Here is a 12,574-nt window from a genome sequence, read left to right as displayed (position 1 = left end):
CATCACATGAACTCTAACAAAACTAGGCTTTAGGGCAGTATATGTCTGGGGAAAATGACACAAATGAGATTCAACGTATCTGAATTGGCTAAAAACGTATGCTGCGCCGCCGCGTTGTGTGCTATGAGTTTGAGTGCTAATGCCGCGCTGAGTTTGGAAAAGCAGCGCGAAGTATATGAGCAAGCTCAAGATTTATTAGATAAAAATGACATCGATGGATACCTTTCGATTCGTCCTAAAATTTCTGACTATCCACTAACGCCTTATGTGGATTACCGCACTTTTATTAGACAGTTACCGGAAAAGTCACCACAACAGGTAAACGAGTTTATTTCTGAGCACGAGTCTTTTCCATTTTCTCGTCGAGTTCGCGCTCCATACCTCAATCATCTTTATAAGCAAAAAGATTGGAAAACCATTACTGAGTTTCAAAAAGTCATTCCTAGTGGTGAGCGTTACCAATGTATTTTCTACGTCGCTCAGTTAAAGCAAGGCAAGAAAGTCGCGGCGTTTAAAGGGGCTGAACATATGTGGTTACGTGGCATCAGCATTGCTGATGAGTGTGACCCATTATTTGCAGCATGGGACAAGGCGGGTGAGCGTACCGATGAACTGATTCTACAGCGTATGTTACTGGCGTTTGATGCTCGTAATGGCGGTTTGATGAGTTACTTGCTCAAACTGCCTAAATCAGCGCAGGCAAAGCAACAAGCCAAAGAAATGAAAGCGTTGTTTGATAATCCTGCAAGTGTTGCGGAATTCGCGAAGAAAAAACCTGCGAATGATTTTAATCGAGCGCAAAGTGAATATGCGTTAGAAAAGTTGGCTCGTATGAACACTAGCCAAGCACAAGGTGCGTACGATGCCGTCATTAAAGGACAGAAGTTTTCTCCAGAAAAAGCGCAAGAACTTGCCGACTATATTGCATTTCGATTGACTCGTACGGAGTCTGAGTCATTAGCTAAATGGCGCGATGATAAAACGAAAACCAGTCAGTACTTACCGTTGATTGAAACGCGCATCCGCTTAGCGATTCAAAATGCAGATTGGAAAGGCGTACAAGAGTGGATTGCTGTTCTAAATAAAGAAGAACAAGCCACGCTACGCTGGCAATATTGGCTTGGAAGAAGTGAAATAGCGTTAGGTGATGACATCGCGGGGAAACAGCGTTTAGCAACTCTGCTTGGGCAACGAAACTTCTACAGTGTGGCTGCCGCCAATGCAATCGGACAATCAATCAAATACCCAACGCATACGGTTAAGTTGGATAAGAAAGTTGTTCAACCCTATCAAGACTCGTTAGCTCGTATCGAAGAGTTGATCGCGACGGATAAAATCGCAGCAGCGAAGAGTGAATGGGCACACTTACTGCGCCGCGTAGGGAAAGATGAAAAGGCGATGTTGGCGGCTTATGCATCATTTAAACGTTGGCATCACCTAACGGTGACCGCGAGTATTCAAGCGCAGATGTGGGATAATATCGAACTTAGGTTCCCAATAGCACACCGCTGGTGGTTTAACTTTTATGCGAAAAAGCACAACATTGATCCCGTCACGATGATGTCTCTCGCTCGACAGGAAAGTGCGTTAGATGTTGAAGCCCGCTCTCCAGTTGGCGCTCGTGGTCTTATGCAGATCATGCCTGCGACGGCGAAGTACACGGCACGTAAATATAAGTTGAGTTATCAAGGTACGCAGGATCTCTACAATGTAGGAAAAAATATCGAAATTGGTAGCCATTATTTGCAAGGTTTATTAGAGGATTACGATAATAATCGTATTTTTGCTCTTGCTGCTTATAATGCAGGTCCTAACAGAGTAAAAACGTGGCGAGAGCGTACCCAAGGAAAAGTGGATGCTTATGCCTTTATTGAGGCAATTCCATTTAAAGAGACGCGCGGTTATGTACAAAACATCTTGATGTTTGAAACATACTATCGTGATCTTTTGGGTATCGATGGCGCGTTCTTGAATCAACATGAGATCAATACCAAGTATTGAGTGAGGTAACTTGATGTCGCACGAACCCGAGTACAAAGACTGGCAACAGATTATTGAGCTAATTCGAACAAGTATGGGCACCCAGCAAGATGACATGCTGTTAACTATGCTGATGTCACGTGATGAGAGAGAGTCATTAATATCACGCGTTAATATAATTAACGAACTTCTTAAAGGAGAATTATCTCAACGTCAGATCAGTCAGATGCTTGGTGTGGGCATTGCCACCATTACTCGTGGCTCTAACGAACTAAAGTCGAAATCTGATGAAGAAAAAGACAAGTTGAAAGTCTTGTTAGAACAAGTTGCGGTATCTAAGTAGACAGTATATCCAATTTGCTTTTAGGCCTTGGTGTTACAAGTGACTAAGATAACGTATTACAAAGGGCGGAAATATCCGCCCTTTTGCGTATCTAGAGACTAGGCTGAGTGTTATAAATTTGAAGGAAAATGCTCAGGGTTTGTGAATGGAATTAAAGCCAGAATCAAGGCTTGGTGATAGACCGAGCTTCGAGTTAGCTGGTTTTGGGTTAGCAGGCTAATAGCGCCACCTTTCTGTTTGATATTATCAGTACCAAACACTTCGTCCATTACATCTCCCAACTCATTCGCATCCTTGAGTTTTTCCAAGACTTTTGGCGGCAACATTAAGCTTGCAGAACGAGATTCACCGCGGTGAGTCTCTGACTCAATCACCATCCAAGCAAACGTCACGTTTGCTTCAATTCCCGCTTCGAGACCGACATAGTAATCCGCGTTTGGCATCTCTACTTTTGCGTTTTTAACGCGGTTTAGCGCACCACGATGAGTTTCTTCATTCGTCATGGGCTGATCTGCGACCTCACTCGGTACACTGATGCCAACGAAGTTGAACTCTTGATGCGGAAATGCATTACGAAATGCACTTTGAACTGCATTAATTTTGGCTGGGTTTAGCGATGCGATTACGACTTTTTGGGTTGCCATGATCTTTTTACTCACTGGTGTCTATTAACTCAATTTTACTTGCGTAGGCTTTACGTTCTCACTCGGGTAACAGCCTAATACTTTCAAGTACTTAGTGATTTTTGTTAGCTCTTCAAGTGCCTGTTGCATTTCTGTCGAAGCAAGATGTGATGTCAAGTCTACGTAGAACATCTCTTCCCACGGGTTCCCCATAATTGGGCGTGATTCCAGCTTGGTCATATTGATGCCGTAACGTTGCAGCACTAATAGTGTTTCAACCAATGAGCCTGCCTCTTGGGAGGTCGACATGATCAATGTGGTTTTTGCTGGAATCTGAGTAGAAACTTCAACCGGTTTACGAGCAACCACGATAAAGCGAGTATGGTTTTCGGTTTGGTTTGCGATGTTGCCTTGAATTGCTTGCAAGCCATATAGCTTACCGCTTGATGCATTACCAATTGCAGCCACATCATCACGATCCATCTCTTGGACTTTCTGCATTGCATCTGCTGTGCTCGCGCAGGATTCCAGCTTTACCCCTTTCATACGGCTTAAAAACTCACTGCACTGTTGGTGTGGCTGAGGGTGAGAATACAGCGTTTTAATATCTTCCAGACGAATGTCTTTTTTCGCAACCAAGCAGTGTTCGATTGGTTGAGTTAGCTCTCCAACGATGTAAAGCGTCGTGTGTTGTAGTAAGTCATACACTTCATTAATAGAGCCTGAGCTGGTGTTTTCGATTGGCAGAACGCCATAATCAGCATGGCCAGATTCAACCGTTTGAGTCACTTCTTTAAAGTGCTCGCAGTTGAGCTCGATAAGCTCCGTATTTTTACGACTGAAGTATTCGCGACTTGCCAAGTGCGAATAAGAGCCTTTGGCTCCTAAAAATGCGACGCGAGCAAGTGGCTTACGGCTTTGCTGTGGGTTAACGAGATTTTGCAGATAACTTTGTTGAAGCAGAACTGAGTCTTCAATGATGGTATGGAAAAGTTTGGTGATGTACTGCGCGTCAAGTTCGTATTTATCTTGGCCATTAGAAATCAGCTTGACCAATAATTGCTGTTCACGGACGGCGTCGCGAACAGGCTTTGAGGTTTGTACTTTGCTTTTGGCTACTTCAATGCTGAGTTTACGGCGCTCAGACAATAAGCTGAGAAGTTGGTCATCCAACTCATTCAAGCGTAAACGAATTTCTTCGAGGGAAATAGGTTGGTCAGTCATCAATTCTTTCCTTATAAAAAAGCCTCCCGATTTGGGAGGCTTTCTGTTTGTTTTTGACTTTTCTTTCACAAACGAGTTCGCCCCTCCAACTATGGGAGGAAAAAGAAGTCAAAAATAAACAGTGAGGTTAAATGCATAAATAGTGCTTAATTTATGAGTGTTTAAACACAATAAGCAAGGCTGGGGAGAGCGTCAAGCAAAAAAATAGCGCCTTTCGGCGCTATTTCCTCAATCTGTTCAGTTTACTCTTCTTCTTCCACTAGCTCAGGCTTACTTGCACGTCGAGCTTCAGGTTTGTGGGTCAGCTTGTTCAATTGTCGTTCTAGTTTTTGCTCCACTTCGTTGATAGCTGCGTAAAGATCTTCGTGAGTTGCTGAGGCAATGAGCTGGCCTTTAGGAACTTTGATAACCGCTTCGAATTTCTTCTGTTTGTTTGGTTCCTCACTGAAAGTTGCTTGGCAACCAATTAGGTCTACTTGCCATTTCTCCAGTTTTTTAAATTTGCTCTCAATATGAGCTCGGATTGCAGAGGTGATTTCGATGTTTTTGCCAGTGATATTCATTGTCATAAGTGTTTTTCCTCTGTTGCATCCCTCATGGGTTGAGTTCAGATTACCGCTTTAAGCATAAAAAAATGTGATTCAGATCATTATTTTGCTCGGGTTTTTTATGATGAAAAATGAATGTGATCTCACTCAAGAACTTCTGAGATTTATCGTGAAATTGCTTGTTATCGGTTAGTAAATCCGTAGATTGGATAGAGTACTCAGCTGAAAACGGCCTCGTTTTTAGGGAAGTTTTACGGCCTAATATTTGAGGTGGTTAAAATTTAACTACACGTAAGGTGTGATGACGATCACTGAGTCTTTCCAATGAATCCATTTAAAAAGCCGCTTACTGTACAAGCGGCTTTTTACTGTCTGGCATTTGGCTGACTTTTCGTAGCGGTATCATGAAAATGGGGTCTTTTGGGGCTAGTGAAACCCTTTCTAGACTTTTGACTTGGTCCAAACTTTCTAGTTGTTTGTATATTATGTAGTAGCGATTAATGCTTGTGACGTACCCAACCGTTGAGCTTAAACTTTTCCGCATAACGACTTCCACGTTATTAAACCAAACATTAGGATCGTAACCTTGTTGGGCTGCACGCTTACGAATACGCTCTACATTGCCGGGGCCCGCATTGTAAGCCGCCAATGTAAAGTAGAGTTTATTTTGTGCAGTAATATCAGGATCACTGAAGTACTGCTTACGCAAAAAAGCTAAGTATTTCACTCCAGCATGAATGTTGTTTTCTAATTGTCGAACATTTTTGATATTGATATTCGGATCTTGAGCGGTGCTGGGTAGGACTTGCATTATGCCAACGGCACCTCGGCTTCCAACTAGGTCGTTATTAAATCCTGATTCCTTGTAAGCGATTGCAGCGATCAGTAAATAGTCGATATCGTATTTCTCACCATAGCGTGAAAATAGCGCTGCGAGTTTTTCTAGTTGAGCAATTTTCTTAGGGTTAAGAGCTCTGTTCAACCATCCCGTGTTATCGATGTATTTACCGTAAATAACGTTACCGAGTAGTGTCCCAGAGCGAGACTTCTGGATGAACTTATTCACGACGGCTTTTAATTTGGGACTATTTTCTCGCATTGCCCAAGCAATTTTGCCATTTTTGCGGATAGGGATTTTTTTGTGAACCCGAATATCATCCATCACTTTCAGCCAAAGCTTGGCTTTATGGCTATCGAGAACAATGGCTTTGACGTAACCATTGTTGAGCATTCCGACCAGCTCATAATCTTGAAGTGTTTCTTCAATAAAGTGCACGATAACAGGCGGTAAGCCTTTTTTGTTTAGTTTCTTATTTAGTGTCTGAATGCTTTCAAAGTAGCTAGAACTGGCGCGCACCCAAATCTCTTTGCCGCTCAATTGTTCGATTTTCGTCATCGCTGGTGTGCTTTTGTTTGTCACTACCCACTCTTGAATACCAGTGAGGATGGGTGAACTGAACTCCACTTTCTGTTTGCGCGTGTCGGTAATAGTCAGATTGGCGACAGCTAAGTCACCTGAACCGTTTTCTAAGGCTGGCAGTAGCTGGTCGCGGGCAACAGGAATAATTTGTACGTTAAGCTTTGGTTTGAGTTTACGAAGGTCTTTTTCGAAATGCGCCAGCAATTCCGCGCCTATGCCTTTTGGTGTGCCGCCCTCAATGTAGTAAAAGCCTAAATCAGCAGAAACTAAGACGCGCAGTACATTCTTCTCCTTGATGACATCGAGGTCTCCGGTATAAGGAGGCTGTTTGAGCGGCGAGATTTGCAGTGCGCAAACGGAAGCAGACAAGAGGAGCAGCATAACTGCGCAAAGCTTAGATATCGTCACGTTCACATCCTTTTTATAAAGGGGGGAGGAGAACTTTAAGCATATGTGGAGCTAGGAAGATCATCAAGAAAGGGCTGAATACACTATTGAGAGTAATAAAAAACCGCCACGGTAAAAACGGTGGCGGTTCAGTTTAAAGCAAGTTCAATTACTTCACAGGGTTGAGCTCTATAAGCTTTTCAGTTCTTGCTACGGCGTCTTCCAAACCAAGTTGCTTGTAGGCCTCTAGCTGGATAGTCAGTGACTTACGTGCAGCTTCTGTGTCTGGATACGCTTTTTGTAGCTCTTGGCTGCGATTAATAGCAGCGACCCAAGCTTCGCGGCGAAGGTAGAAGTCAGCAGTCGCTAAATCATAGTTCGCTAGACGGTTTTTCAGCGCAACCATACGTTTTTGTGAATCTTCTGCATATGGGCTATTCGGGTAGCGTTGAAGTAGTTTTTTGAAGTCATCAAACGCTTTTTTTACCGGTTCAGGATCGCGATCGCTTCGATCTACGCTGAATAAATCATGCATAAAGTTACGATCTTGCGCCATATGGCTTAGACCTCGCATGTACAGCACCCAGTCCATCTTTTCATGGGTTGGGTTTAAACGCATAAAGCGAGAAATGGTTGCCAAGCCCAAAGCAAGGTCGTCGTTTTTGTAGTACGCATAGATTAGGTCAAGCTGCACCTGTTCTGAGTAGGCACCGAATGGGTAACGTGAGTCTAATGCTTCCAGTTTCTCAATTGCAGAAAGCCAATTACCACTTTGAAGAGAAATCTGTGCGTCTGCATACAGTTCCGAAGGCGGCACATCAGGAACGATTTCTTCTTTGCTTGCACATCCAAACAGAAGGGATACCGCTAAAAGGCCTGTTAAAGTCTGACGTTTCATATCAGGAGTCTGTTCCTTGAATCTAAATATTTCTTAAGCTGCCGTTACTTTCTTTCCAGTAACAGATACAATGACGTAATAGTCTATTTTTTCACAGTCGTGAGCATTAGTCTCACAGTTTTTAAAAAAGTTCGATATGGCTCAGCAGATTGTATTAACAAATACCGTAAAAGATAGCCAGTTAGGTCAACGTTTAGACCAAGCTATCGCCGAATTATTCGCGGACTTCTCTCGCTCGCGCCTAAAAGAGTGGCTGCTTGATGGGAAAGTTCAAGTTGATGGTGAAGTTGTCACTAAACCTCGTACCAAAGTAATGGGTGGCGAGGAAATTACATTGCAAGCCGAGTTAGAAGATGAAGAACGCTGGGAAGCGCAAGATATCCCGCTAGATATTGTCTATGAAGATGAAGATATTATCGTTATCAACAAACCTCGTGACTTTGTGGTTCATCCGGGCGCTGGTACGCCTGATGGCACTGTACTTAATGCGTTGTTGCATCATTACCCTGATATTGCAGAAGTACCTCGTGCAGGTATCGTGCACCGTTTGGATAAAGACACAACGGGTTTGATGGTGGTGGCGAAAACCGTTCCTGCACAAACTCGTCTGGTTCGCGCACTGCAAAAACGTAATATTACTCGTGAGTACGAAGCGATCGCTATTGGTCGTATGACTGCGGGCGGTAAAGTGGATCAACCTATTGGTCGTCACTCTACTAAGCGCACGCTTATGGCGGTGGCACCAATGGGCAAACCAGCAGTAACGCACTACCGTGTTGCTGAACGCTTCCGCGAACACACGCGTATTCGTTTGCGTCTAGAAACGGGTCGTACGCACCAGATTCGTGTGCACATGTCTTATCTTCAGCATCCGCTGCTCGGTGATATTGCATATGGTGGACGTGCTCGCATCCCGACAGGTGCGTCTGAAGAGCTAACGGCAATGATCCGGGGCTTCGATCGCCAAGCATTGCACGCAGTAATGCTGCGCTTTGAGCACCCAATTACGGGCGAAGTTCTTGAGTTTCATGCTCCAGTGCCTGATGACATGGTTGTGATGACTGAAGCGCTTCGTCAAGATACAGAAGAGCACGGCTTACCGGAAGAATTCTAATATGAAGACGATCATTCCGAACTGGCCAGCGCCTAAAAATGTCAAAGCTTTCGCCTCAACACGCATAGGCGGATTTTCGACAGGCCCTTACCAAGGGCTAAATTTAGGTACTCACGTTGGGGATGATTTGTCTTTAGTAGAGAAGAACCGAGCTTGGTTGGCGCAACAGGCAAGCATGCCAAATGCGCCAATCTGGTTAAACCAAACGCATTCAACCGTTGTGGCTCAAGCAAATGAACCAACAACACAGGTGCTTGATGCGGATGGTGTATTTACTTCTTCAAGCCATGTTGTTTGTTCAGCGATGACCGCCGATTGTTTACCTGTATTATTGACTAATACACAAGGTACGCAAGTAGCCGCTGTTCACGCAGGTTGGCGCGGCTTAGCAAATGGCATTGTCGAAAATGCGTTAGCGTTGTTTTCTGGTGAAGTGATAGCGTGGCTTGGCCCCGCCATTGGCCCTCAAGCCTTCGAAGTGGGTGAAGATGTTCTGCAAGCTTTTGTTGATTTTGATTCACAGGCGAATCAAGCATTTGCTCCACGCGATATCGACGGTAAATGGTTTGCTGACATGTCGGTGCTGGCAACGCAACGTCTAAACCGGGCTGGTGTGACACAAGTGTTTGATTCTGGACTTTGTACTTACCAAGATAAAGCCTCTTTTTACTCTTATCGCCGTGATGGTAAGACTGGTCGACAAGCAACCTTTATTTGGATCGAAGACTAGCTATAAGCACCAAAGTGCTAAGATGCATACTACTATTTTTGCAAAGCTATCTTTATTCATTCACTCCCTTGAAATTCCCCACCCGAGTATCCATCTTTCTAACTGTCAAAAGAATTTCCTTTAGTTGAGGTTAGGAAGGTAGATATGCGTCTTGATCGATTCACAAGTAAGTTTCAAATCGCTATCTCTGATGCTCAATCACTAGCGTTAGGGCGCGATCATCAATATATCGAGCCAGTTCACCTCATGGTGGCTTTGCTTGATCAAAATGGCAGTCCAATTCGTCCATTGCTTACTATGCTGGATGTGGACGTAACGCATTTACGCTCTAAATTGAGTGAAATGTTAGATCGATTACCAAAAGTCAGTGGCATCGGTGGGGATGTTCAGCTCTCTAGCTCGATGGGCACATTGTTTAACCTGTGTGACAAAGTGGCGCAAAAGCGTCAAGACTCCTATATCTCGTCTGAAGTCTTCCTGCTTGCCGCTTTAGAAGATCGCGGACCATTGGGGCAATTGCTCAAAGAGATCGGCTTAACAGAGCAAAAAGTCAGCCAGGCAATCGAAAAGATCAGAGGTGGTCAAAAGGTCAATGATCCGAATGCAGAAGAGCTTCGTCAAGCATTGGAAAAGTTCACCATAGACCTTACCGAACGTGCAGAGCAAGGTAAATTGGATCCGGTTATCGGCCGTGATGATGAAATCCGTCGTACTATCCAGGTATTGCAGCGTCGTACTAAAAACAACCCTGTGATTATCGGTGAACCAGGCGTAGGTAAGACAGCAATTGTTGAAGGCTTAGCGCAGCGCATAGTTAACAATGAAGTACCTGAAGGTCTGCGTGGTCGCCGTGTGCTATCACTGGATATGGGCGCACTGGTTGCTGGCGCGAAATACCGTGGGGAATTTGAAGAGCGTTTAAAATCAGTATTGAATGAACTTGCTAAAGAAGAAGGCAACGTCATCCTCTTCATTGATGAACTACACACTATGGTCGGTGCTGGTAAAGGTGAAGGCTCAATGGATGCGGGCAACATGCTAAAACCGGCATTAGCTCGTGGTGAGCTGCACTGTGTTGGCGCAACAACATTGGATGAATATCGTCAGTACATCGAAAAAGATGCAGCATTAGAACGTCGTTTCCAAAAAGTGCTGGTGGATGAGCCGACCGTTGAGGATACCGTGGCGATTTTACGTGGCTTGAAGGAGCGTTATGAGCTTCATCATCACGTCGAAATTACCGACCCAGCGATTGTTGCTGCGGCGAGTTTGTCACATCGCTATGTCTCCGACCGTCAGTTGCCGGATAAAGCGATTGACTTGATTGACGAAGCGGCTTCAAGCATTCGTTTACAAATTGACTCTAAGCCAGAGTCCTTGGATAAGCTTGAGCGTAAAATCATCCAACTCAAAATTGAGCAACAAGCACTAAGTAACGAGCACGATGAAGCGAGTGAAAAGCGTTTGAAAGCGCTTAATGAAGAACTCAATGAAAAAGAACGTGAGTACGCTGAACTAGAAGAGGTTTGGAATACAGAAAAAGCAGCTCTTTCTGGCACTCAACATATTAAGTCTGAGCTTGAACAAGCTCGTATGGACATGGAGTTTGCTCGCCGTGCTGGCGATCTAAACCGTATGTCGGAGCTTCAATATGGTCGTATTCCTGAACTTGAGAAGCAGTTAGATCTTGCAACCCAAGCTGAAATGCAGGAAATGGCGCTATTGCGTAATAAAGTAACCGACAACGAGATTGCAGAAGTACTTTCTAAGCAAACCGGCATTCCGGTATCCAAGATGCTAGAAGCGGAAAAAGAGAAACTACTTCGTATGGAAGACGTGCTGCATAATCGTGTGGTAGGGCAAAGCGAAGCGGTCTCTGTTGTATCGAATGCCATTCGTCGTAGTCGAGCTGGGCTTTCTGATCCAAACCGACCAATTGGCTCCTTCTTATTCTTAGGTCCAACTGGTGTGGGTAAAACAGAGCTTTGTAAGACACTTGCGAGCTTTATGTTCGACAGTGAAGATGCGATGGTCCGTATCGATATGTCTGAGTTCATGGAGAAACACTCAGTGGCAAGATTGGTGGGTGCGCCTCCAGGCTATGTCGGATATGAAGAGGGTGGTTACTTAACTGAAGCGGTTCGTCGCAAGCCGTATTCGGTAATTTTGTTAGACGAAGTAGAGAAAGCGCATCCGGATGTATTTAACATTCTGCTGCAAGTTCTCGATGATGGGCGTTTAACGGATGGTCAAGGTCGTACTGTTGACTTCCGTAATACGGTTGTGATCATGACATCTAACTTGGGTTCATCTCGTATCCAAGAGAATTTCGCAACATTAGACTATCAAGGTATCAAGAGTGAAGTGATGGATGTGGTTAGCAAACACTTCCGCCCAGAGTTCTTGAACCGTGTTGACGAAATCGTGGTGTTCCATCCACTTGGTCAAGAGCACATTAAGTCCATTGCTTCTATTCAATTGGAACGTTTGGCGAAACGACTAGAGGAGAAAGGCTATCAACTAGAAGTTTCCGACAAAGCACTCGACTTGATCGCTCAAGTTGGTTTCGATCCTGTGTATGGTGCGCGTCCTTTAAAACGTGCAATTCAGCAGAATGTCGAGAACCCGTTAGCCAAATCAATTCTTTCTGGTGAAATCGTTCCAGACAAGACAGTGCAGCTAATTGTTACTAATGACCAAATTTGTGCTCATCAATAATTGTATGGATACAGTAAAATTGAGATAAAAATCACACTAAAGGGGCCGTTTGGCCCCTTTTCTATAGTTTTTTAGAGTCTTTTGTCTGTTTTCTATACGAATAAACTAAAAAGGTGAGTTTTTTTAAAAAATGCACTTGTGTTCTTTAATGAACTCCCTATAATGCGCCTCCGTTGTCACGGGAAAGCAAGTGAAGCGGAACCTAAACAACTACGGTTAGTGAGTTAAAATTAACTCGCAGATAAATAACTTAAAAAAGTGTTTGACACGATAAGTTATCTAGCTAAAATAGCCGTCCACTTTGAAGAGAACTTCGAAGTGTGCTCTTTAAAAATATAGACCTATCAATCTGTGTGGGCACTCGTTGATGATAATCCAATTAGAAGCTTAGGCTTCAAATTAGGTTTCAATGATACGAAGTGACCATTGAATCGAAAGATTCAGCACAGTCAATTCAAACATTACTTCTGCTATTTATTAGCGAAAGGAATGTTCAGTATTCATTGAGCCGAACAAAATCTTAAATTGAAGAGTTTGATCATGGCTCAGATTGAACGCTGGCGGCAGGCCTAACACATGCAAGTCGAGC

General features: G+C 44.0%; 10 protein-coding genes, 1 rRNA gene and 1 other annotated feature. Of the genes, 6 read left to right on the top strand and 5 right to left on the bottom strand.

Going from position 1 to position 12,574, the window contains the following annotated elements; genetic code table 11:
* The first annotated feature begins 54 nt into the window (after positions 1–54).
* Positions 55–2,001, top strand: coding sequence for a murein transglycosylase (sltY, locus tag R7P36_RS23135; RefSeq protein ID WP_031779075.1), 1,947 nt, complete (start codon positions 55–57; stop codon positions 1,999–2,001).
* Positions 2,002–2,014: 13 nt separating this feature from the next.
* On the top strand, positions 2,015–2,323 hold the full coding sequence (gene trpR, locus R7P36_RS23130; RefSeq protein ID WP_005381892.1) for a trp operon repressor: 309 nt from the start codon (positions 2,015–2,017) through the stop codon (positions 2,321–2,323).
* 110 nt (positions 2,324–2,433) lie between these two features.
* Here trpR and yjjX read toward each other — a convergent pair whose 3' ends face one another.
* From yjjX to bamD, 5 genes are all read right to left on the bottom strand, one after another.
* The gene (gene yjjX / locus R7P36_RS23125) at positions 2,434–2,967 is read right to left on the bottom strand and encodes an inosine/xanthosine triphosphatase (RefSeq protein WP_213899738.1); all 534 of its coding nucleotides are present in this window, start codon (positions 2,965–2,967) and stop codon (positions 2,434–2,436) included.
* Positions 2,968–2,991: 24 nt separating this feature from the next.
* A complete protein-coding gene (pheA, locus tag R7P36_RS23120) occupies positions 2,992–4,170 on the bottom strand; it encodes a prephenate dehydratase (protein ID WP_213899739.1) in 1,179 nt (392 codons plus the stop codon).
* A 12-nt stretch (positions 4,171–4,182) separates the two neighbouring features.
* Positions 4,183–4,304, bottom strand: a sequence feature (Phe leader region).
* A 108-nt stretch (positions 4,305–4,412) separates the two neighbouring features.
* On the bottom strand, positions 4,413–4,739 hold the full coding sequence (hpf, locus tag R7P36_RS23115; protein ID WP_005381889.1) for a ribosome hibernation-promoting factor, HPF/YfiA family: 327 nt from the start codon (positions 4,737–4,739) through the stop codon (positions 4,413–4,415).
* A gap of 325 nt (positions 4,740–5,064) precedes the next feature.
* Positions 5,065–6,546 (bottom strand): lytic transglycosylase F, encoded by a 1,482-nt coding sequence (locus R7P36_RS23110; protein ID WP_309474286.1) that lies wholly within the window; start codon positions 6,544–6,546, stop codon positions 5,065–5,067.
* Positions 6,547–6,694: 148 nt separating this feature from the next.
* Complete coding sequence (gene bamD / locus R7P36_RS23105) at positions 6,695–7,423, bottom strand: outer membrane protein assembly factor BamD (protein ID WP_005381876.1); 729 nt, start codon at positions 7,421–7,423, stop codon at positions 6,695–6,697.
* A gap of 136 nt (positions 7,424–7,559) precedes the next feature.
* On the opposite strand from bamD, the gene rluD reads away from it, so the two are divergent.
* The 4 genes from rluD to R7P36_RS23085 form a co-directional block, all read left to right on the top strand.
* On the top strand, positions 7,560–8,537 hold the full coding sequence (rluD, locus tag R7P36_RS23100; RefSeq protein ID WP_005381875.1) for a 23S rRNA pseudouridine(1911/1915/1917) synthase RluD: 978 nt from the start codon (positions 7,560–7,562) through the stop codon (positions 8,535–8,537).
* 1 nt (position 8,538) lies between these two features.
* Complete coding sequence (pgeF, locus tag R7P36_RS23095) at positions 8,539–9,267, top strand: peptidoglycan editing factor PgeF (protein ID WP_005381874.1); 729 nt, start codon at positions 8,539–8,541, stop codon at positions 9,265–9,267.
* 144 nt (positions 9,268–9,411) lie between these two features.
* Complete coding sequence (gene clpB, locus R7P36_RS23090) at positions 9,412–11,985, top strand: ATP-dependent chaperone ClpB (RefSeq protein ID WP_318099411.1); 2,574 nt, start codon at positions 9,412–9,414, stop codon at positions 11,983–11,985.
* A 522-nt stretch (positions 11,986–12,507) separates the two neighbouring features.
* Positions 12,508–12,574, top strand: a 16S ribosomal RNA gene (locus R7P36_RS23085); the annotation flags it as partial.

It is taken from the genome of Vibrio sp. 397, assembly GCF_033339395.1.
Classification (GTDB): Bacteria; Pseudomonadota; Gammaproteobacteria; order Enterobacterales; family Vibrionaceae; genus Vibrio; species Vibrio alginolyticus.
Note: the sequence above shows the minus strand (reverse complement) of the source record. Positions and strands in the feature narration are given on the sequence as shown.

What these genes read in the sequence shown, in the direction of transcription:
- pgeF (WP_005381874.1), top strand. Translation starts at nt 8,539, where the DNA reads ATGAAGACGATCATTCCGAACTGGCCAGCGCCTAAAAATGTCAAAGCT.
- pheA (WP_213899739.1), bottom strand. Translation starts at nt 4,170, where the DNA reads ATGACTGACCAACCTATTTCCCTCGAAGAAATTCGTTTACGCTTGAAT.
- yjjX (WP_213899738.1), bottom strand. Translation starts at nt 2,967, where the DNA reads ATGGCAACCCAAAAAGTCGTAATCGCATCGCTAAACCCAGCCAAAATT.
- trpR (WP_005381892.1), top strand. Translation starts at nt 2,015, where the DNA reads ATGTCGCACGAACCCGAGTACAAAGACTGGCAACAGATTATTGAGCTA.
- rluD (WP_005381875.1), top strand. Translation starts at nt 7,560, where the DNA reads ATGGCTCAGCAGATTGTATTAACAAATACCGTAAAAGATAGCCAGTTA.
- hpf (WP_005381889.1), bottom strand. Translation starts at nt 4,739, where the DNA reads ATGACAATGAATATCACTGGCAAAAACATCGAAATCACCTCTGCAATC.
- clpB (WP_318099411.1), top strand. Translation starts at nt 9,412, where the DNA reads ATGCGTCTTGATCGATTCACAAGTAAGTTTCAAATCGCTATCTCTGAT.
- sltY (WP_031779075.1), top strand. Translation starts at nt 55, where the DNA reads ATGACACAAATGAGATTCAACGTATCTGAATTGGCTAAAAACGTATGC.
- bamD (WP_005381876.1), bottom strand. Translation starts at nt 7,423, where the DNA reads ATGAAACGTCAGACTTTAACAGGCCTTTTAGCGGTATCCCTTCTGTTT.